Source organism: Pseudoduganella namucuonensis, from assembly GCF_900116645.1.
GTDB classification, from domain to species: Bacteria; Pseudomonadota; Gammaproteobacteria; order Burkholderiales; family Burkholderiaceae_D; genus Rugamonas; species Rugamonas namucuonensis.
In genome coordinates, this window is sequence record NZ_FPBO01000003.1 from 170,115 (window position 1) to 189,085 (window position 18,971).

19 protein-coding genes are annotated in these 18,971 nt (G+C 71.1%); 11 read left to right on the plus strand and 8 right to left on the minus strand.

Annotated elements, in window-relative coordinates; all coding sequences use genetic code 11:
* The first annotated feature begins 59 nt into the window (after positions 1–59).
* The 7 genes from dgoD (at position 60) to BM436_RS04730 (ending at position 6,804) form a co-directional block, all read left to right on the plus strand.
* Entirely contained in the window at positions 60–1,208 is a 1,149-nt protein-coding gene (gene dgoD, locus BM436_RS04700) for a galactonate dehydratase (protein WP_093554043.1), read from the plus strand.
* A gap of 2 nt (positions 1,209–1,210) precedes the next feature.
* Positions 1,211–2,191, plus strand: a complete 981-nt coding sequence (locus tag BM436_RS04705; protein ID WP_093554045.1) for a 2-dehydro-3-deoxygalactonokinase — start codon at positions 1,211–1,213, stop codon at positions 2,189–2,191.
* Between the two features lie 14 nt (positions 2,192–2,205).
* A complete protein-coding gene (locus tag BM436_RS04710) occupies positions 2,206–2,841 on the plus strand; it encodes a 2-dehydro-3-deoxy-6-phosphogalactonate aldolase (protein WP_093554047.1) in 636 nt (211 codons plus the stop codon).
* 46 nt (positions 2,842–2,887) lie between these two features.
* Positions 2,888–3,850: an SMP-30/gluconolactonase/LRE family protein gene (locus BM436_RS04715; protein ID WP_093554049.1), complete on the plus strand. Its 963-nt coding sequence runs from the start codon at positions 2,888–2,890 to the stop codon at positions 3,848–3,850.
* Positions 3,847–4,842: a substrate-binding domain-containing protein gene (locus BM436_RS04720; protein WP_093554051.1), complete on the plus strand. Its 996-nt coding sequence runs from the start codon at positions 3,847–3,849 to the stop codon at positions 4,840–4,842. The genes BM436_RS04715 and BM436_RS04720 overlap by 4 nt, the downstream gene beginning before the upstream one ends.
* Before the next feature lie 137 nt (positions 4,843–4,979).
* The gene (locus tag BM436_RS04725; RefSeq protein ID WP_093554053.1) at positions 4,980–5,933 is read left to right on the plus strand and encodes a LysR substrate-binding domain-containing protein; all 954 of its coding nucleotides are present in this window, start codon (positions 4,980–4,982) and stop codon (positions 5,931–5,933) included.
* A gap of 64 nt (positions 5,934–5,997) precedes the next feature.
* Positions 5,998–6,804 carry a PPK2 family polyphosphate kinase gene (locus BM436_RS04730; RefSeq protein WP_093554055.1) on the plus strand — a complete coding sequence of 269 codons (807 nt, stop codon included), beginning with the start codon at positions 5,998–6,000 and terminating at the stop codon, positions 6,802–6,804.
* A gap of 30 nt (positions 6,805–6,834) precedes the next feature.
* Here BM436_RS04730 and BM436_RS36935 read toward each other — a convergent pair whose 3' ends face one another.
* Positions 6,835–7,236, minus strand: coding sequence for a hypothetical protein (locus BM436_RS36935; RefSeq protein ID WP_177306957.1), 402 nt, complete (start codon positions 7,234–7,236; stop codon positions 6,835–6,837).
* 3 nt (positions 7,237–7,239) lie between these two features.
* Positions 7,240–8,346 (minus strand): extracellular catalytic domain type 2 short-chain-length polyhydroxyalkanoate depolymerase, encoded by a 1,107-nt coding sequence (locus BM436_RS04740; RefSeq protein ID WP_093554057.1) that lies wholly within the window; start codon positions 8,344–8,346, stop codon positions 7,240–7,242.
* 134 nt (positions 8,347–8,480) lie between these two features.
* Here BM436_RS04740 and BM436_RS04745 point away from each other — a divergent pair, with 134 nt between their 5' ends.
* Complete coding sequence (locus BM436_RS04745) at positions 8,481–9,071, plus strand: glutathione peroxidase (RefSeq protein WP_093554059.1); 591 nt, start codon at positions 8,481–8,483, stop codon at positions 9,069–9,071.
* A gap of 13 nt (positions 9,072–9,084) precedes the next feature.
* Positions 9,085–10,257: an esterase/lipase family protein gene (locus BM436_RS04750; RefSeq protein WP_093554061.1), complete on the plus strand. Its 1,173-nt coding sequence runs from the start codon at positions 9,085–9,087 to the stop codon at positions 10,255–10,257.
* A 32-nt stretch (positions 10,258–10,289) separates the two neighbouring features.
* Here BM436_RS04750 and BM436_RS04755 read toward each other — a convergent pair whose 3' ends face one another.
* Positions 10,290–10,694 (minus strand): rhodanese-like domain-containing protein, encoded by a 405-nt coding sequence (locus tag BM436_RS04755; RefSeq protein WP_093554063.1) that lies wholly within the window; start codon positions 10,692–10,694, stop codon positions 10,290–10,292.
* 96 nt (positions 10,695–10,790) lie between these two features.
* On the opposite strand from BM436_RS04755, the gene ftrA reads away from it, so the two are divergent.
* Both ftrA and BM436_RS04765 read left to right on the plus strand, forming a co-directional pair.
* Positions 10,791–11,747 (plus strand): transcriptional regulator FtrA, encoded by a 957-nt coding sequence (gene ftrA / locus BM436_RS04760; protein WP_093554065.1) that lies wholly within the window; start codon positions 10,791–10,793, stop codon positions 11,745–11,747.
* 98 nt (positions 11,748–11,845) lie between these two features.
* A complete protein-coding gene (locus BM436_RS04765) occupies positions 11,846–12,205 on the plus strand; it encodes a DUF1428 domain-containing protein (RefSeq protein ID WP_093554067.1) in 360 nt (119 codons plus the stop codon).
* On the opposite strand, the gene BM436_RS04770 is transcribed toward BM436_RS04765, so the two are convergent.
* From BM436_RS04770 to BM436_RS04790, 5 genes are all read right to left on the minus strand, one after another.
* Positions 12,206–13,420, minus strand: coding sequence for a sensor histidine kinase (locus BM436_RS04770; RefSeq protein ID WP_229489055.1), 1,215 nt, complete (start codon positions 13,418–13,420; stop codon positions 12,206–12,208).
* 8 nt (positions 13,421–13,428) lie between these two features.
* The gene (locus BM436_RS04775; RefSeq protein ID WP_143132970.1) at positions 13,429–15,606 is read right to left on the minus strand and encodes an ATP-binding protein; all 2,178 of its coding nucleotides are present in this window, start codon (positions 15,604–15,606) and stop codon (positions 13,429–13,431) included.
* 157 nt (positions 15,607–15,763) lie between these two features.
* Positions 15,764–17,635 (minus strand): aminodeoxychorismate synthase component I, encoded by a 1,872-nt coding sequence (gene pabB / locus BM436_RS04780; protein ID WP_093554071.1) that lies wholly within the window; start codon positions 17,633–17,635, stop codon positions 15,764–15,766.
* Between the two features lies 1 nt (position 17,636).
* Positions 17,637–18,212, minus strand: coding sequence for a nucleoid occlusion factor SlmA (slmA, locus tag BM436_RS04785; RefSeq protein ID WP_093554073.1), 576 nt, complete (start codon positions 18,210–18,212; stop codon positions 17,637–17,639).
* A gap of 29 nt (positions 18,213–18,241) precedes the next feature.
* Complete coding sequence (locus BM436_RS04790) at positions 18,242–18,967, minus strand: HAD-IA family hydrolase (protein ID WP_093554075.1); 726 nt, start codon at positions 18,965–18,967, stop codon at positions 18,242–18,244.
* Between the last annotated feature and the right edge of the window lie 4 nt (positions 18,968–18,971).

An 18,971-nucleotide genomic window follows, 5' to 3' on the forward strand; every position in this document is an offset into this window, starting at 1 on the left:
ATTCCTGAAGTAGCTGGTGGCTTTAGACTGGCTGGCATCACTTACACAGATGACCCGCCATGAAAATCACCAAGCTGACCACTTACCGCGTTCCACCCCGTTGGATGTTGCTGAAAATCGAGACCGACGAGGGCGTCGTCGGCTGGGGCGAGCCCGTCATCGAGGGCAAGGCCCGCACGGTGGAAGCCGCCGTCCACGAATACTCCCAGTACCTGATCGGCCAGGATCCCCGCAACATCAACGACCTGTGGCAAGTCATGTACCGCGGCGGTTTCTACCGCGGCGGCGCCATCCTGATGAGCGCCATGGCCGGCATCGACCAGGCGCTGTGGGACATCAAGGGCAAGGCCCTGGGCGTGCCCGTGTATGAGCTGCTGGGCGGCTGCGTGCGCGACAAGATGAAGACCTACAGCTGGGTGGGCGGCGACCGTCCGTCCGACGTGATCGAAGGCATCCGCACGCTGCGCGCGGCCGGCTTCGACACCTTCAAGATGAACGGCACCGAGGAACTGGGCTTCATCGACAGCGCCAAGGCCATCGACGCCGCCGTGGCCCGCATCGCCGAGATCCGCGGCGCCTTCGGCAACGACATCGAATTCGGCATCGACTTCCATGGCCGCGTGGCCGCGCCGATGGCCAAGGTGCTGATGAAGGAACTGGAGCCCTACCGTCCGCTGTTCATCGAGGAGCCGGTGCTGGCCGAGCAGGCCGAGTACTACCCGCGCCTGGCCGAGTCGACCTCGATCCCGATCGCCGCCGGCGAGCGCATGTACTCGCGCTTCGAGTTCAAGAACGTGTTCCACGCCGGCGGCCTGTCCATCGTGCAGCCGGACCTGTCGCACGCCGGCGGCATCACCGAGTGCCTGAAGATCGCCGCCATGGCCGAGGCCTACGACATCGCGCTGGCGCCGCACTGCCCGCTGGGCCCCGTCGCGCTGGCGGCCTGCCTGCACGTGGACTTCGTGTCGTACAACGCCGTGCTGCAGGAGCAGAGCATGGGCATCCACTACAACAAGGGCGCCGAAGTGCTGGATTACGTCACCAACAAGGAGGACTTCCGCATCGAGAACGGCTACATCAAGCCGCTGCCGAAGCCGGGCCTGGGCGTGGTGATCGACGAGCAGCGCGTGATCGAGGCCAGCCGCAACGCGCCCGACTGGGCCAACCCGCTGTGGCGCCACGCCGACGGCAGCGTCGCGGAGTGGTAAGCATGGAAAACCGGGCGGATGGACAGGCCGATGAGCGGCGGGCGCTGGCCCTGGCCAGCCTGATCGGCGTCGACTGGGGCAGCACCGGCCTGCGCGCCTTCCTGGTGGGGACGGACGGGCTGGCGCTGGCCGAACGCGCCACCTCGCGCGGCGCCTCCACCCTGTCCGGCAAGGAGGCCTTCGCCGAAGTGCTGGAGCAGGTGGCCGGCGACTGGATGCGCGCCCGGCCCGACCTCAAGGTGCTGGCCTGCGGCATGGTCGGCAGCCTGCACGGCTGGCTGGACGTGCCGTACGCGGTCTGCCCGGCCAACGCCCCGGCGCTGGCGGCCGGCGTCGCCGTCACCCCGAACGGCGAGGCCCACATCGTGCCCGGCCTGCTGTACGACGACGGCGAACTGCCGCCGGACGTGATGCGCGGCGAGGAGACGCAAATCCTGGGCGCGCTGGCGCTGCGGCCCGAATTGCAGGGCGCGTCCTGCATCGTCCTGCCCGGCACCCATTCGAAATGGGCGCAGGTGCGCGACGGCGAGGTGCAGCGCTTCGCCACCCACATGACGGGCGAGCTGTACGCCGTGCTGCGCCAGCACTCGGTGCTGGGCCGCCTGATGGAGAGCGGCGGCGGGTTCGACGAGGCCGCCTTCAACGACGGCATCGACGCCGCGCGCGTGAACGGCCACCTGGGCGTGGGCCACCAGATGTTCGCGGCCCGCACCCTGGGCGTGACGGGCAGGCTGCCCGCCGCCGCGCTGGCGGACTACCTGTCCGGCCTGCTGATCGGCCATGAACTGCGCGCCGGCCTGGCCTGGCGCGGCGAGGCCGGGCTGGACCAGGCGCCGCTGGCGCTGGTGGGCAGCCGCGAACTGTGCCGCCGCTACGAACTGGCGCTGCGGCGCTACGGCGACGTGCCGTCGCTGGCGCTGGACAACACGGCCCCGGCCGGCCTGCTGACGCTGGCGCGCGCCGCCGGCCTCGCCCCCAACTGAATCCCGGAGCCATTATGAGCAACGAAGCACTGTTTGAGAACGCCTTCCAGGCGCTGCCCCTGGTCGCCATCCTGCGCGGCCTGCGTCCCGAGGAGGCGGTGGACATCGGCGCCGTCCTGTACGAGGCGGGCTTCCGCATGATCGAGGTGCCGATGAATTCGCCGCAGCCGCTGGAGTCCATCAAGCGGCTGGCCGCCAGCCTGCCGCCGGACGCGGTGCTGGGCGCCGGCACGGTGCTGAGCACCGAGGTGGTGCACGCCGTGCGCGACGCGGGCGGGCGCCTGATCGTGATGCCGCACGCGGACACCGAGGTGATCCGCGCCGCCAAGGCGGCCGGCATGTACTGCGTGCCCGGCGCGGCCACGCCGACCGAGGCCTTCGCCGCCGTGAAGGCGGGCGCGGACGCGGTCAAGCTGTTCCCGGCCGAGCTGGTGACGCCGCCGCTGGTGCGCGCCATGCGCGCCGTGCTGCCGCCGGAGCTGCGCCTGCTGCCGGTGGGCGGCATCACCCCGACCAACATGGGCGAATACCGCGCCGCCGGCGTGGCCGGCTTCGGCCTGGGTTCGGCGCTGTACAAGCCGGGCATGAGCGCCGCCGCCGTGGCCGACAACGCGCGCGCCTTCGTGCGCGGCTGGCGCGGCGAGTCGTAGGCATGGCGCCGCGCCAGCCGGACGCCGCGCGCGCGGGAGCGGCGCGATGATGGCCGGCGCGGAGCGGGACGGCCCCGTCCCGGCTGACGCCGCCCCGCGTTCCCTGCGTACGGCCGGCCATGTGGACGGCCTGCGCTGGCACGGCGGCCACTGGTGGTGGACCGATCCCGACGGCGCCGCGCTGCACCTGTGGGACGGCCTGCGACTGGACGAGCACAGCAAGCCGCTGCGCTGCCGCCTGCCGGACCGCGTGGCCGGCTTCGCCTTCTGCCGGTCCGGTCGCGTGCTGCTGGGCCTGGCCAAATGGCTGTGCTTCGTGGACCCGGCTCCGCCGCCGGCCGCGGGTCTGGGCCGGCGCGCGCCGCAGCCCGGCGTGGCGGTCGATCCCGCCGAACCGCGCACCAGCATCAGCGACGGCGCCACCGACCGCCACGGCAACTTCGTCTTCGGCACCCGCAACGTCACCGCCGAGGCGCGCCAGATCGGCAGCTATTACCAGTATTCGCAGGCCCAGGGACTGCGCCGGCTGGCCCTGCCCGCCGCCTCGGCCGCGTACAGCATCGCCTTCAGCGTGGACGGGCGCACCATGTACTTCAGCGACGCCGCCACCCGCCAGATCATGCAGTGCGACTACGACCCCGACACGGCGCGGGTGGACAATGTGCGCCTGTTCGCCGACGTGCCGGACGCGCAGCCGCGCGGCGCCGTGCTGGACGAGGAGGGCTGCCTGTGGAGCGCCCAGGGCGGCGCGGCCCGCGTGGTGCGCTACGCGCCGGACGGCGCCGTGCTGCGCAGCGTGGCGCTGCCGGTGGCGCATCCCACCCGGCCCGCCTTCGGCGGCCCGCTGCTGGACCGCTTGATGGTGGGCGCCATGCCGCAGCCGGGCGCCACGGGCGGCGTTCACCTGCTCGACGCGGCAGGCGTGCGCGGCCTGCGCGACGTTTTGTTCGATGATGGTCCCTCCGCCACCGCGGCGATCGCGAGTGCCAACCGAAGGAGACCAAAATGAAGCCCAAGCTTTCCCTTGTCCTGTCGTTGTCGTGCCTGGCCCTGGGCGCGCTCGCCCTGCCCGGCGCCGTGTCCGCCGCCGACCCCGTCAAGATCGGTTTCCTCGTCAAGCAGGCCGAGGAGCCGTGGTTCCAGGACGAATGGCGCTACGCCGAACAGGCGGCCAAGGAGAAGGGCTTCACGCTGGTCAAGATCGGCGTGCCCAACGGCGAGAAGATGATGTCGGCGATCGACAGCCTGGCCGCGCAGAAGGCGCAAGGCTTCATCATCTGCGCGCCGGACGTGAAACTGGGCGCCGCCGTCGAGCGCCTGGCCAGGCGCCACAAGCTGAAGGTGATGTCGGTCGACGACCGCCTGGTGGACGGCGCCGGCAAGCCCATCGCCAGCATTCCGCACATGGGCATCTCGGGCCACGAGATCGGCCGCCAGGTCGGCATCGGCCTGGCCGAGGAAATGAAGGCGCGCGGCTGGAACATGGCCGAGGTGGGCGCGCTGCGCGTGGCCTACGACCGGCTGCCGACGGCGCGCGAGCGCGCCCAGGGCGCGGTGGAGGCGCTCAAGGAGGCCGGCTTCCCGGCGGCCAACGTGGTGGACGCGCCGCAGACCAGGACCGACACCGGGAGCGCCTTCGACGCCGCCGGCGTCGCGCTGGCCAGGCAGGCCCGCTTCAAGCGCTGGGTGGCCTTCGGCCTGAACGACGAGGCGGTGCTGGGCGCGGTGCGCGCCGCCGAGGCCCGCGGCGTCAAGGCCGACGACATGATAGGCATCGGCATCGGCGGCAGCAAGACGGCGCTCAACGAGTTCGTCAAACCCGCGCCCACCGGCTTCCACGGCACGGTGCAGATCAGCCCCAAGCGCCACGGCTACGAGACCGCGCTGATGATGCACCAGTGGATCACCGCCAACCAGGCGCCGCCGGCGCTGACCCTGACCTCGGGGGCGCTGAGGACCCGCAAGAACCAGGCGGAGCCGCAGGCCCGGGCCGGGGATTGACAGGTCCACCCGCCCGCGGTTCGGGGCGGCCGGCGGGGCGGCCGGCGAGGCGCGTTTCATTAATGCAACAGACATCCCGATTGACGGTGGCGGGTCCCAGCCCTATCATGTTTAACAAACTCTAGCGTCAGCCCCGCATGCCCGATCCACGATCAGACCGTTTTGTCCGCTCCCACCTCAAGACGCGCCACCTTGTTCTACTTGTGGAACTGGGCCGGCACGGCTCCATCCTGCACGCGGCGCAGGCGGCCAACCTGACCCAGCCCGCCGCCTCCAAGCTGCTGGCCGAGCTGGAACACGCCCTCAACGTGCAACTGTTCGAGCGCCTGCCGCGCGGCGTGGTGCCGACCTGGTACGGCGAGGTGATGATACGCCGCGCCGGCGCCGCCTTGGCCGAGATGGATTCGGCCCACCAGGAGGTGATGGAGCTGCTGTCCGGCCTGAGTGGCCGGGTCTCGATCGGCACGGTGCTGACGCCGTCCGCCGGCCTGGTGACGGACGCCGTCAAGCTGATCAAATCGCGCAACGCGCGGCTGCAGGTGTCGATCAGCGTGGACACCAGCAAGCTGCTGACCGAGCGCCTGCGCGCGGGCGAACTGGACCTGGTGATCGGCCGCATCCTGGACAGCACGCTGGCCGCCGAGCTCCATTTCGAGCCGCTGACCGACGAGCCGCACAGCCTGATCGCCGGCGCCGGCCATCCGCTGGCGGGCCGGAACGACCTGACCCTGGCCGACCTGGCGAGCACGCCGTGGGTGTTGCCGCCGGCCGGCAGCATCCTGCGCGACCGGCTCACCACGCTGTTCCTGTCGCAGGGGCTGGAGCCGCCGGTGGAGACCATCGAGACCTTGGCGCTGCCGGTGGTGACCAGCCTGCTGACCGGCAGCCGCATGGTGGCCGCGCTGCCGGAGGAGCTGGTGCGGCCCTACCTGGACGCGGGCCTGCTGATCGTGCTGCCCTACGAGCTGGGCCTGCGCATGGACATGTACGGCATCATCACGCGCCGGCAGCACCGCCTGTCGCCGGGCGCCGAGGCCATGCACGCCACGCTGCGCGAAGTGGCGGCCCGGCGCTACCCGGCGGCGCGCTAGGAGCGCGCGCCGGAGCGCGGCCGTATCTGCTACGCTGGGCCATCGCCCACCACCGGTCCGCGCCATGAAAGCCACCGCACTGTTACGCGCCCCCTCCAAGCTCAAGCTGCGCGAATCGGACGCCGCCAGGCGGCCGCTGGACGACGGCGACAAGGCGGCGGTCAAGGACAGGACGGAGAAGCTGCTGGAGCGCGTGGCGGAACTGCAGCCCATGCTGCACGCGCAGCGCCGGCACAAGGTGCTGCTGGTGTTGCAAGGCATGGACGCGTCCGGCAAGGACGGCGCCATCCGCACGCTGTTCGGCCAGATCAACCCGGTCGGCATCCGCGCCGAATGGTTCCAGGCGCCCACCGCCGTCGAGGCCGCGCACGACTACCTGTGGCGGGTGCACCGGAAGGTGCCCGGGCTGGGCGAGCTCACCGTGTTCAACCGCAGCCATTACGAGGACGTGCTGGTCGCGCGCGTGCTGGGCACGGTGGACGCCAGGGAGGCCGGGCGGCGCCTGGCGCAGATCCGCGACTTCGAGCGCATGCTGGCGGAAACCGGCACCACCATCCTGAAAGTGTTCCTGCACATTTCCAAGGACGAGCAGCGCGAGCGGCTGCAGGCCCGCATCGACGACCCGGAAAAGCAATGGAAGTTCGACCCTTCGGACATCGCGCAACGCGCGAAGTGGAACACCTTCCAGCGCCTGTACGAGGAGGTGATCGCCGCCACCGACGCCGACCACGCGCCCTGGTACGTGGTGCCGGCCGATTCGAAGCCGCACCGCGACCTCGCCATCGCCGCCCTGCTGCTGGAGACGCTGAAGGGGCTGAAGCCGCGTTGGCCCAAGCCCCATCCCATGGTCAAGGACCTGAAGATCAGGTAGGGCGGATTCCTGGTCCGCCTTGCGCGCGTCTCACCGCGGCGCGGCCAGCAGCGGCAGCAGCCGCTCGCTGAGCCGGGCGAAGCGTTCGCCGTCCTGCCGCCGCAGCGTGTCCAGGTAGGCCGCGATGCGCTCGCCCGCCTGGCCCTGCTTTTCGATCTTCAGCAGTTCGATGTCCGCGCTGGCCAGGCGCAGCTTGCCCAGCGCGCTGTCGTCGTCCGCGGGGGTGTTCCTCGTCAACTCCAGCAGCACTTCCGTGATCCAGCCCAGCTGGCTGCCGTAGGAGGCGCGCTTGAACGCCGCGTATTCGATGCCGCCGTCGCCGGACGAGCGCGGGATGGCGTTGAAAAAGCGCTCCAGCGCGATTTCCTGGGTGACGCTGCCGCTCCAGGGCAGGAAGAATTGCGGCGACCACAGCCAAAGGAAGGGAAACATGGCTCAGCTCCCCGACGCCGGCGCCGCGGCGGGCCGGGCGCCGCCGGTCAGCCGGTCGACCATGGCCTTGACGGCGGCCATCTGGCGGCCGTTCTTGCGCGCGTGCCTCGGATCGCCGAAGTTCTGCCAGTCGCCGCAGGCGGACGCCCCGGCCTGGCGCGGCGCCGCCTGCGGGTACAGCACCATGATGCGGTTGGTGTCGGCCCAGGCGTTGTAGCCGGCGTTGCGGATGAACTTGTCGCCGATGGCGCGCGCGTTCTGGCCGCAGCCGTGGAAGGCCACGTGCAGCCGGCAGCCCTCGCCCCGGCTGGCCTCGCAATCGGGCGGCAGGTACAGGTAGCCGGTGGCGGCCATGCCGTGGCGGGCGGGCTGGCGCAGGAAGCGGGCCTGGTCGAAGGCGATGAAGCGGCCGGCCGGGGGCGCCGCGCTCTTCATGTCCAGCCCGCCGTAGATCCAGTCCAGCAGTTCGCCGGCGGCGTCGAAGGCGCAGTTGTTGAGGTAGGGCGGGGCCAGCACGGCGCAGGGCGGGCCGTAGCCGTCGGTCGGCATCGCGTGCTGGGCGGCGATGTCGTTGCGGTAGACGATGGCCTCGGTGTAGCGCGCGTAATAGTGCCGCAGGTCGTTGACCACGGGCTCGGGCACCAGCGTGTCGGCCGAGCCCGAGAACAGCCAGATGCGGTGCGCCGCCAGGTTGGCGGTCGGGTCGATGGCGCCCTGTTCGGCGTAGCGCTCGGTGGCGGCGGCCAGTTCCTGCACATTGGTGCCGCCGGGCTGCACGCGGCAGGGCGCCGGGCCGGCGCAGCCGCACACGGTGGCCGCCCGCTCGGCCCGGCCGCGCGCGCAATCGTAGGGGGCGCCCGCGATGACGCCGGCGCCCTTGACGGTGGCGGAATAGGCGATGTCGAACTGCACCGCCATGTCGCCGCCGGAGGCCAGCCCGGACACCGACACGTCGGCCGCGCGCATGGCCGGCAGGCTGGCTGGCGTGGTTTGCGCGCTCGCCGGCAGCAGCACCGACGCCAGGGCGATCAGGCCGCACAACGTCAGCACGTGGTACAGGCGCGCATGGTAGTGGCGGCGGATCCGATATAAACGGCCAGGTTGCGGCATCGCGGGCTCCAGAATGACATGGTGGGAAAACCATTGTGCTCTGGCAAGAATGGCGGAGTTTAATCTGGATCAAATGTGTGGCGGAGCGCCGGCTTGGCATAGAATGGGTTTTTTCACCATATTGCGCCCACGCCATGTCCATGAAACTCGCCACGCTCGCCCTCGTGTCCACCCTCGCCATGCTGGGCGGCGCGCCCGCCGCCCACGCGCAGGCCGCCGCGCCCGCCGCCGCCGCCCCGGCGGCCTGCCCGGCCATTCTGAAACAGTCCTTCACCCGCCTGCAGGACGAGGCGCCGCAGGACCTGTGCCAGTACGCCGGCAAGGTGATCCTGGTGGTGAACACGGCCAGCTACTGCGGCTACACCAAGCAGTACGAGGGCCTGGAGGCGCTGTACGCGAAATACGGCGCCAAGGGCCTGGTGGTGCTGGGTTTCCCGTCGAACGACTTCGGCAAGCAGGAGCCGGGCTCGGCCAAGGAAATCGCCGACCTGTGCTACAACACCTACGGCGTGAAGTTCCCCATGTTCTCCAAGACCGTGGTGTCGGGCGCCGCGCCCAACCCCTTCTACGCCAGCCTGATCAAGGCCACCGGCAAGACGCCGGCCTGGAACTTCCACAAATACCTGATCGACCGCAACGGCAAGGTGCTGGAAAGCTTCCCCAGCAAGGTGACGCCGGAGGACAGGCAGCTGGTCGGCGCGGTGGAAAAAGCGCTGGCGGGCTAGGGGGGCGGCCGCGATGCCCCGCAAAATCCCGCGCGCGGCGGAACTGGCCGGCGTCGCGCGCCTCGCCACCGGCGCCGTGCAGGGCGTGACGGACCTGGCCGAGGCGGTCCACCTGAACATCCTCGGCGGCATGCCGGCGGCGGTGGGCGAGCCGCTGGCGCGCGCCACGTCGCTGGTGTACGGCGGCGTGCGCGGCGTGGCGGGCCTCGCGGGTGGCGGCCTGGACCGCATGCTGGCGCTGCTGCAGCCCTTCCTGGGCGAGCACGGCGGCGGCGAGCGGCGCGAGGCGCTGGTGGCGGCGTTGAACGGCGTGGTGGGCGATCACCTGGCGCGCAGCGGCAATCCGCTGGCGGTGGACATGCGGCTGCGACAGGACGGCGCGCCGCTGGCCATGGGCGGCAAGCCGGTCTCCGGCCGCGTGGCGGTGCTGGTGCACGGCCTGTGCATGAACGACCTGCAATGGCGGCGCAACCATCACGACCATGGCGAACTGCTGGCGCGCGAGCGCGGCTACACGCCGGTCTATCTGCATTACAACAGCGGCCGCCACATCTCCGAAAACGGCCGCGAATTCTCGCGGCAGCTCGAGGGGCTCGTGGCGTCGTGGCCGGTGCCGGTGGAGGAACTGGTGATCGTCGGCCACAGCATGGGCGGCCTGGTGGCGCGCAGCGCCTGCCACGACGGCGCCTTGCTGGGACGCGCGTGGCTGGGACGCTTGAAGCAGCTGGTGTTCCTGGGTTCGCCGCACCATGGCGCGCCGCTGGAGCGCGGCGGCAACTGGGTCCACGTGCTGACGGACATGACGCCCTACAGCGCGCCGTTCACGCGCCTGGCCAAACTGCGCAGCGCCGGCATCACGGACTTGCGCCACGGCAGCCTGGTGGACGGCGACTGGCAAGGGCGCGACCGCTTCGCGCATGGCGCCGCGCCGCCCGAGGTGGTGCCGCTGCCGGCGGGCGTGCGGTGCCGCGCGGTGGCCGCGTCCATCGCCAGCAGCCCGGGCGCGCTGGCCGGCAAGCTCGCCGGCGACGGCCTGGTGCCGCTGGACAGCGCGCTGGGCCGGCATGCCGACCCCGCGCGCAGCCTGGCGTTCGACGAGGACAGCCAGGCCACGGTCTACGGCGTCAACCACATGGCGCTGCTCGACTCGCCGCAAGTGGCCGGCCTGCTGCTGCGCTGGCTATAGTCGGCCATTGCCGACGCCGCTTCCCCGCGGCATTACGCGGCGGCGGCCGTTTTCTCCAGCGCGAAGCCCTCGTCCAGCCAGCCGGTGATCCCGCCCGGCATCACCTTGACCGGCCGCCCCAGCCTGGCCAGGCGGACCGCCGCGCGCGCCGCGCCGTTGCAGTGCGGCCCCGCGCAATACACGACGAACAGCGTGCCCTCCGGGTAGGCCGCGATCCGCGAGCCGATGATCTTGCGGTGCGCCAGGTCCAGCGCGCCCGGCACGTGGCCGGCCGCGTATTTCTCGCTGCCGCGCACGTCCAGCAGCACGAAGTCCTGCCGGCCCGTGCCCAGCGCGTCGTGCACGTCCCAGCAGTCCGTTTCAAAGGTGAACGCGGCCTCGAAGTGGGCCAGGGCGGCCGCGCTTGGCGCCGCTGCGATGTCGGTGACGAGGGACATGGGATGCTCCTGTGCTTGGTTGGGGAGACGCCATTATCGGGCCGCCGTTCGGGACGCCACAGTGGCGTCCATGCCGATATGCGTTAAGATCGCGCCATGAACAAACATCTCGTCGTCGCCCTGGCCTACGACCGCCTCTGCACCTTCGAATTCGGCTGCGTGGTGGAACTGTTCGCGCTGGAGCGGCCGGAGCTGGGCGTGGACTGGTACGACTTCAAGGTCTGCGCCGTCGAGCCCGGCCCCATCCGCGCGGCGGGCGGGATCACGCTGCAGGCGCCGTACGAGCCCGGGCTGCTGGCGCTGGCCGACACCATCGTCATCCCCGGCTGGCGCGACGCGGACGAACCGCCGCCGCCGGCGCTGCTGGAGGCGATCCGCGCCGCCCACGCGCGCGGCGCGCGCCTGTGCTCGATCTGTTCCGGCGTGTTCGTGCTGGCGGCGGCGGGCGTGCTGGACCACAAGCGCGCCACCACCCACTGGCGCTACACGGAGCGGCTGGCGCGGCGCCATCCGCGCGTGATCGTGCGGCCGGACGATTTGTACGTGGACGAGGGCCAGGTCATCACCTCGGCCGGCTCCGCCGCCGGCATCGACATGCTGCTGCACCTGGTGCGGCGCGACCACGGCGCGCGGGTCGGCAACCTGGTGGCGCAGCGCCTGGTGGTGGCGCCGCACCGCGAGGGCGGCCAGGCCCAGTTCCTGCCGAGGCCGATGGCGCCCGGCGAGCGGGGCCGCTTGTCGGGCCTGATGGAATGGCTGCGCGCCCATCCGGCCGAGGCGCACACCGTCAAGAGCATGGCCGGGCGCGCCGCGATGAGCCCGCGCACCCTGCAGCGCCGGTTCCAGGAGGCCACCGGCATGGGGCCGGTCGAATGGCTGACGCGCGAGCGCGTCGCGCTGGTGAAGGACCTGCTGGAGACGGCCGACATCCCGCTGGCGCAGGTGGCGCAGCGCGCCGGCTTCGGCTCCGAGGAATCCTTGCGCCACCATTTCCGCCGCCTCGCCGCCACCAGCCCCGGCGCCTACCGCCGCCGGTTTTCCGGCCCGGCCTGAGAGGCTGAGGGCGCCGGCCGGGAATCGTGCGGCGCTTGCGCGCGCGCCGGAGTTGACCTACCCTGAACGCCCACAATCACAACCCGAAGGAGTACGCCATGCCGTATGTCGATGGATTTGTGTTGCCGCTGCCTACCAAGAACCTGGAGGCGTACAAGAAAATGTCCCATGCCTGTGGCGCCGTCTGGAAGGAGTACGGCGCGCTGGAGTACCGCGAGTGCATCAGCGACGACGTCAAGCCCGGCGAGCACACCTCGTTCCCGCAGGCCGTCAAACTGGAGGAGGGCGAGTCGGTGGTGTTCGCGTGGATCGTCTACGAGTCGCGCGCCAAGCGCGACGAGGTGAACGAGAAGGTGATGAAGGATCCCCGTCTGGCCGGCTTCATGAAGCCGGAGGAACTGCCGTTCGACGGCAAGCGCATGTTCTGGGGCGGTTTCGAGATGATCGTCGACCTGTGATCAGGCCGCCAGGGGCAGCGTGATCACGAAGCGCGCGCCCTTGCCCGGTTCGCTGTGCGCGGCGATGTGGCCGTTCAGGATCTTGGTGGCGATGTTGTAGCTCACGTACAGCCCCAGGCCCGATCCGCCGGCGCCCAGCTTGGTGGTGAAGAAGGGGTCGAAGATGCGCTGCAAATGCGCGTCCGGGATGCCGCTGCCGTCGTCCTCCACCACCAGTTCCACCGTGGCCTCGTCCAGCATGCGCGCCGCGATCCGTATGGTGCCGTGCGGGCGGCCGTCGAAGCCGTGCAGCAGGGCGTTGTTGATGAGGTTGGTGATGATCTGCCCCAGCGGACCGGGAAAACTGTCCAGCTCGATGTCGGGCGGCACGTCGCGCTCCACCACATAGGGCGAGTTCTTCAGCACCGGCGTCAGGATCATCACCGTTTCCAGCACCACGTCCGTCAGCGCGAACTTGCGCCGCTGCGAGCTGGCGCGGTCGATCGCGACCTGCTTGAAGCTGTTGATCAGGCTGCCCGCGCGCTGCAGGTTGCGCTGCAGCACGTCGCCGGCGTCGTTGGCGTCGGCCAGGTATTTTTCCAGCGTGGACTTGGTCAGGCCGTGGTTGTCCCGCAGCTTGCGCGTCAGGTCGCGGCTCAGATCGGTGAGCGTGCTGGCGATCAGCATGCCGTTGCCGATCGGCGTGTTCAATTCGTGGGCGATGCCGGCCACCATGGCGCCCAGCGCCGCCAGCGTCTCGCTGCGCACCAGCTCGTTTTGCGCCAGGTGCAGCTCGGCCACCGTGCGCTCCAGCTCCTGGGTGGTCTGGCGCAGCGCCAGGTGGGTGTTCAGCCGCACCAGCACCTCCTCGATCTGGAACGGTTTCGTGATGTAGTCCACGCCGCCGGCGCGGAAGCCGGTCAGCTTGTCGCTGGTCTCGCCCAGCGCCGTCATGAAGATCACGGGGATGTCGCGGGTGCGCTCGTCGGCCTTCAGGCGGTGGCAGGTGGCGATGCCGTCCAGCACCGGCATCATCACGTCCAGCAGGATCAGGTCGGGGCACAGGAAGCGGGCCCGCATCAGCCCCTCCTCGCCGTCCTGCGCGACCACCACGCACAGCTCGTGCTGTTCGAGGTAGTCCACCAGCACGCCCAGGTTGGCGGGCGTGTCGTCGATGATGAGCACCGTCTTTTGCGGCGCGTCGGGCGGGGTGGCGGCATTCATGTCGGAATTCATGTCGGAACTCATGGCTGTGCGCTGCGCTCCAGGTGGTGGCTGGCCAGTTCCAGCAGGGCGCGCGACTGGTAGCCCTCGGCCAGTAGACGCAGCTTGTCGGCGAAGGGACGGTAGCGCGGGTCGCGTTCGCCCAGCTCGGCGGCGTAGTCGCGGATGCTGCGCATATTGCCCGCCATCGCCAGCGCGTGCAGCCGTTCGATGTCGGCCGGCGGCGGCGGCAACAGCGGCGCGGGTTCGGCGCCGCCGGGCGCGGGCGTCTCGTCCATCACCCAGCGCAGCCCCAGGTATTCCCCGATCTTGCGCAGCAGCGCCTCCTGGTTGATGGGCTTGGCCAGGAAGGCGTTGGCGCCGGCCACCAGGCTGGCCGCCTCGTCGGTTTGCGACACGCTGGCCGACACCGCGATGATGGGCAGGCCGGCGAAGCGCGGCAGCGCGCGCAGGCGGCGTATGGCCTCCATGCCGTCCATGCGCGGCATGGCGATGTCGGTGAGGATCAGGTCCGGCATGTCGCGCTGCGCGCTGGCGAGGCCCTCCACGCCGTCGCGGGCCAGGCGTGTGACGAAGCCCAGCCCGTCCAGCAGGTCGGCCAGCATGGCGCGGTTCGGCTCCAGGTCGTCCACGATCAGGATGCTGCGGCGCGGCCCATGGTAGCCGACGATGGCCGGCGCGCCGCGCGCCGGCCGCGCTTCGGCCCGCGCCAGCGGCGGCGCCAGGTCGAACCAGAAACGGCTGCCCGCGCCCGGCTGACTGCGCACCTCGATCCGGCTGTCCATCATTTGCACGATCTGCGCGCTGATCGCCAGGCCCAGGCCGGTGCCACCGGCGCGCCGCGCCGCGTCGCCGGCCTGTTCGAAGGGCCGGAACACGCGCACCAGCTCGGCCGGCCGCATGCCCACGCCGCTGTCCTCCACGGTGAAGCGCAGGCGCGCGGCGCGCTCGTCCCGTTCCAGCAGCTCCACCCGGAAGCCGACCTGGCCGGCCTCGGTGAACTTGATGGCGTTGCCCAGCAGGTTGAGCAGCACCTGGCGCAGCCGCTTCTCGTCCAGCAGCACGGCGCGCGGCAGGCCGGCGTCGGCCTGGCAGGTGAACCGCAGCTGTTTTTCCTCCGCCTTCACGCGGACCAGGTCGCCGATCTCCTCGACGAACGCCGCCAGGTTCACCGCGTGCGGCGCCAGCGTGAACTTGCGGGCCTCGATCTTGGACAGGTCCAGCACGTCGTTGATCAGCGCCAGCAGGTGGGCGCCGCTGCGCTCGATGGTGGCGACGCCGCGGCGCTGGCGCTCGCTCAGCGTGTGCTCGCGCATCAGGATCTGGGCGTAGCCGAGGATGGCGTTGAGGGGCGTGCGCAGCTCGTGGCTCATATTGGCCAGGAACTGGCTCTTGGCCTGCGTGGCGCTCTCGGCCTCGCGGCGCGCGCTCTGCACCTCGGCGTTCAGGCGCTGCAACTCCAGGTTTTGCTGGCGCAGGCTGTCGGTGCGCGCCGCCACTTGGTTTTCCAGGAAGCGGTCGGCCGAGGCCAGCAGGGCCTCCATGGAGGAATCGGCGTGGCGGTCCAGCTTCACGTGCAGGCCGGTCTCGGTGCGCCGCGCGCCCGCCTCGGCCAGCGCCTGCGAGAGCCGGGTCAGCGGCCGGGTCAGCGTGTAGTAGAACACCACGCTGACGGCCAGCGCCAGGGCCATGGCCTCGAGGAAGCCGAACAGCAGCGTCAGGCCGGCCCGGCGCAGCACGCCGGACGCGATCACGGTGGCGTCCACCCGCACGGTCATCGCGCCCACCTCGAGGGCGCTGCCGTCCGCCCGCAGGGGCAGCGTGAATTCGCTTTCACCCTTGGTCAGCCAGCCGGCCAGCCAGGCCATGCCGCCGGGCGCGGGCGCGCGGCTGCGCTGGGCCAGCATCTGGCCGGTCTCGGTGCGGATCGCCACCTGGTAGATGGGCTGGTACTTGAGCAGGCTGTCGGCCACCCCCTCGGCCAGGTAGGGGCTGACGGTGAACGCGGCCTGGCTGGCCGGGCCGCGCAGGCCCTCCAGCACCTGCGCGATGGTGGCGCGCACGCTGTCGCGCTCGCTGCGCAGGTCGGCGCCGATCTGCACAGCGCTGAACAGCAGGCCCAGCGCGACCGCGACCGCCATCACGCGCGCGGCCTGGCGCACGTGCAGGTGGTTCAGGAAGTCGGCCTTGGCGTTCATTGCCTGCCCGCCCCCATGGCGCCGCGCCGCGCGAAGGCTGTGGATCGTGCCGGCATGCCCATTCCCTCCAGAATTGAAAGCAAGCAACATCGCTATGCGAACGTCCTGTCGCAGGGCAATTGTAATCCAGTGGCGCCGGCGCAGGGTGGTAAAAGCGTCAGACCAGCGTGGCCCGCAGCGGCCCGCGCAGGGCGTTGCACAGGACGATCGCGTCGGCCCGCGCCAGCATGTCGCGCGTGACGACGGCCTCGCTGGCGCCCCAGGCGGGATCGTCCAGCAGCATGGCGCGCATCACGCCCGGCAACAGGCCGGAGGACAGCGGCGGCGTGAGCCAGCGGCCGTCCAGCCGCACGAACACGCTGCTGCGGCCGCCCTCGGTCAGTTCGCCGCGCTCGTTGAAGAACAGCGTGTCGAACGCGCCCCGCGCCTCGGCGGCGCGCCAGGCGGCGTCGTAGCGGGTGCGGATGGTGGTCTTGTGGCGCAGGAACAGCTCGTCCGCGCTGGTGGCGTCCGCGGCCAGCAGCGCGCGCACCGGCTCGGCGAGCGGCGCCAGCGCGCCCTGCTGCGCCGAGTAGGCGCCGGCCTGGTTCAGGGCCAGGCGCAGGCGCGTGGGAGTGGCCGGCGCCATCGCCGCGACGGCCAGGGCGACGTGGGCGCGCGCCGCCGCCTCGTCGTGGGCGTAGCCGAAGTAGCGCGCGGACGCGGCCAGCCGCGCGAGATGGCGCTCCAGGTGGCGCACGCCGTCCTCGCGGGTGGCGTACATGGTTTCGAACAGCTCGAAGTCGTTGGACAGGCCGGTGAGGAAGCGCGCCTTCAGCGCGCATTCGGCGTATTCGTCCCGCGGGTCGCTGTCGTGGACGATGCCGGCGCCCACGCCCATCTCGCCCCGGCGCACGCCGCCGCGCGGCGGCCGCAGGGCCAGCGTGCGGATGGGGACGGACATGCAGAAGTCGCCGATGGCCTCGCCCTCCGCCGGCGGGTCGAACCAGCCGATGGCGCCCGTGTACAGGCCGCGCGGCGCCGGTTCCAGTTCGGCGATGATTTCCATGGTGCGGCGCTTGGGCGCGCCGGTGATGGAGCCGCAGGGATAGAGCGCGTGGAAGATGCCGGCCAGCGTGACGTCCGGACGCAGCCTGGCGCGCACGGTGGAAGTCATCTGCAGCACGCTGCTGTAGCGCCGCACCTCGAACAGCGCCGGCACCTCCACGCTGCCGGTGCGCGCGACGCGGCCGATGTCGTTGCGCAGCAGGTCCACGATCATCAGGTTTTCCGCGCGGTTCTTGGGGTCCGCCGCCAGCGCGGCGGCGCGGCGCTGGTTTTCGGCCTCCTCGCCGGCGGCGGCGGCGGGGGCGGTGCCCTTCATCGGGCGCGCGGTCAGCTCGCCGCCCGCGTGGCGCACGAACAGCTCGGGCGACAGCGACAGCACGCCGCCGCCGTCGTCCAGCGCGACCAGCGCGCCGTACGGCACCGGCTGGCGCGCGCGCAGGCGCCGGTACAGCGCGGGCAGGGAGCCGAAGGCGTCGAAGCGCAGGCGGTAGGTGTAGTTGACCTGGTAGGTGTCGCCGGCGGCGATGTAGTCGCGGATGCGCCGGATGGCGTCCGTGAACGTGGCCTCGTCGACATTCGCGCGCACGGCGGCGATGCCGGCCGGGGCGTCGTCCCCGGCCCCAGCGCGCGCCGCCAGCCAGGCGGCCACCTGGTCATGGGACAGGATGTCGCGGCGATCGAAGATCAGCACCTGGGCCAGCGGCGGGGCGTCGGCTTCCGCGTCCGCGTCCGCGTCGCCGTCCGCGTCGCTGTGCGCGCGCGGCGGCAAGCCCACGATGTGCGCGCCCAGCTCGTAGCCGCACAGCGCGACGGCGAACCGGCCGCGCGCCAGCGCCGCCTGCATTTGCTCCAGCACCCGTGTCCATCCCGCCAGGTCGTGGCAGCGCAGGGTGGCGGCGTGGCCCGTGTACAGGCGCGAGCGGGAGGCCGCCCGGCCGTCCGGGCTGGCGTCGTCCAGCAGGGCGTAACAGCGGTCGCTCATGTCAGTTCAGCAGCATGGCGATCTGCAGGGCGGCGTCCTGCGCGGGATTGAGTTTGAAGCCGCTCTTGGCGTAGCGGTGCCAGCGTCCCAGCACGAAAGCGAGCAGCATGGCGGCGCGCGCGGCCACGTCGTCCTCGTGGCCGTGGCCCTCGGTGGCGGCCAGGCGCAGCGACTGCTTCAGCGCCAGTTCCACGCGGTCGTGCAGCTGGTTCATGCGCGATTGCAGGCGCTCGTCCTCGTTCACCAGCGCGTCGCCGATCAGCACCCGCGTCATGCCCGGATTGCTGGCCGCGAAATGCAGCAGCATGTTCAGCATGTCGCGCACCTGCGCCAGCCCGGCCGGCTGCTTGTCGGTGATCTGGTTGATCACGCCGAACACGCTGGACTCGATGAATTCGATCAGGCCCTCGAACATCTGGGCCTTGCTGGCGAAATGGCGGTACAGCGCCGCCTCGGAGAACGCGAGCTTGCGCGCCAGCGCGGCGGTGGTGATCTTGTCGCCTTTGGGCTGCTCCAGCATTTCCGCCAGCGCGACCAGGATCTGTTGCCTGCGCTGGCCAGGCAGTGTGCTTGCCATGATGTAGGTTATGTCTAAAAGATAAGGTTTTATCGCAGCCGGGACAGGCGCGCCGGCAGGTGCCGCACAGATTTTACTTTGACATCGACCCAAGCGGGGCGATTAAGTCTTTTCGGCAGATGCGCCATGGCGATCGGATCGGCCGCCGTCAGGTATTGCGTGACCCAGGCCGTGCGCATGCCCAGCTGGCGCGCCGCGCGCAGGTTGGCCAGCGTGTCCTCCACCAGGATGCAGCGGCGCGGCGTCAGGCGCTGGCTGCGCATCAGCTTGCGCAGCATCAGGCGCGAGGGCTTGGGCCGCAACTGGCGGTGCACGTGCATGGACTCGATCGCCACGTGGTGCGAGAAGTGGCGGTGCAGGCCCAGGTGGCGCAGCACCTCGCGCGAATAGCGCCGCGGCGCGTTGGTCAGCAGCACCTTGCGGCCGGGCAGGGCGCGCAGCAGCCGCTTCAGGCCCCTCTCGGCGCGCACCATGCCGCCCAGGCCGGGCATGTCGTGCGTCTCGCGCAGGAAGTGGTCGGAGCGCACGCCGTGGTGCTTCACCAGGCCGAGCATGGTGGCGCCGTAGCGCGTCCAGTACAGCTTGCGCGCGGCGTTCACCACCTCGTCGCTGGCCGGCGTGACGCCGTCGCCCAGTACCCGCGCGATGTAGGTGTTCATCCTGGCGGTGATGGCGGGGAAGATCGCGTGCGAGGCGTTGTGCAGCGTGTTGTCGAGGTCGAACAGCCAGACGGGTGCGGAAGGTTTAATATGCATACGA

What these genes read in the sequence shown, in the direction of transcription:
- dgoD (WP_093554043.1), top strand. Translation starts at nt 60, where the DNA reads ATGAAAATCACCAAGCTGACCACTTACCGCGTTCCACCCCGTTGGATG.
- BM436_RS04705 (WP_093554045.1), top strand. Translation starts at nt 1,211, where the DNA reads ATGGAAAACCGGGCGGATGGACAGGCCGATGAGCGGCGGGCGCTGGCC.
- BM436_RS04710 (WP_093554047.1), top strand. Translation starts at nt 2,206, where the DNA reads ATGAGCAACGAAGCACTGTTTGAGAACGCCTTCCAGGCGCTGCCCCTG.
- BM436_RS04715 (WP_093554049.1), top strand. Translation starts at nt 2,888, where the DNA reads ATGATGGCCGGCGCGGAGCGGGACGGCCCCGTCCCGGCTGACGCCGCC.
- BM436_RS04720 (WP_093554051.1), top strand. Translation starts at nt 3,847, where the DNA reads ATGAAGCCCAAGCTTTCCCTTGTCCTGTCGTTGTCGTGCCTGGCCCTG.
- BM436_RS04725 (WP_093554053.1), top strand. Translation starts at nt 4,980, where the DNA reads ATGCCCGATCCACGATCAGACCGTTTTGTCCGCTCCCACCTCAAGACG.
- BM436_RS04730 (WP_093554055.1), top strand. Translation starts at nt 5,998, where the DNA reads ATGAAAGCCACCGCACTGTTACGCGCCCCCTCCAAGCTCAAGCTGCGC.
- BM436_RS36935 (WP_177306957.1), bottom strand. Translation starts at nt 7,236, where the DNA reads ATGTTTCCCTTCCTTTGGCTGTGGTCGCCGCAATTCTTCCTGCCCTGG.
- BM436_RS04740 (WP_093554057.1), bottom strand. Translation starts at nt 8,346, where the DNA reads ATGCCGCAACCTGGCCGTTTATATCGGATCCGCCGCCACTACCATGCG.
- BM436_RS04745 (WP_093554059.1), top strand. Translation starts at nt 8,481, where the DNA reads ATGTCCATGAAACTCGCCACGCTCGCCCTCGTGTCCACCCTCGCCATG.
- BM436_RS04750 (WP_093554061.1), top strand. Translation starts at nt 9,085, where the DNA reads ATGCCCCGCAAAATCCCGCGCGCGGCGGAACTGGCCGGCGTCGCGCGC.
- BM436_RS04755 (WP_093554063.1), bottom strand. Translation starts at nt 10,694, where the DNA reads ATGTCCCTCGTCACCGACATCGCAGCGGCGCCAAGCGCGGCCGCCCTG.
- ftrA (WP_093554065.1), top strand. Translation starts at nt 10,791, where the DNA reads ATGAACAAACATCTCGTCGTCGCCCTGGCCTACGACCGCCTCTGCACC.
- BM436_RS04765 (WP_093554067.1), top strand. Translation starts at nt 11,846, where the DNA reads ATGCCGTATGTCGATGGATTTGTGTTGCCGCTGCCTACCAAGAACCTG.
- BM436_RS04770 (WP_229489055.1), bottom strand. Translation starts at nt 13,420, where the DNA reads ATGAATTCCGACATGAATGCCGCCACCCCGCCCGACGCGCCGCAAAAG.
- BM436_RS04775 (WP_143132970.1), bottom strand. Translation starts at nt 15,606, where the DNA reads ATGAACGCCAAGGCCGACTTCCTGAACCACCTGCACGTGCGCCAGGCC.
- pabB (WP_093554071.1), bottom strand. Translation starts at nt 17,635, where the DNA reads ATGAGCGACCGCTGTTACGCCCTGCTGGACGACGCCAGCCCGGACGGC.
- slmA (WP_093554073.1), bottom strand. Translation starts at nt 18,212, where the DNA reads ATGGCAAGCACACTGCCTGGCCAGCGCAGGCAACAGATCCTGGTCGCG.
- BM436_RS04790 (WP_093554075.1), bottom strand. Translation starts at nt 18,967, where the DNA reads ATGCATATTAAACCTTCCGCACCCGTCTGGCTGTTCGACCTCGACAAC.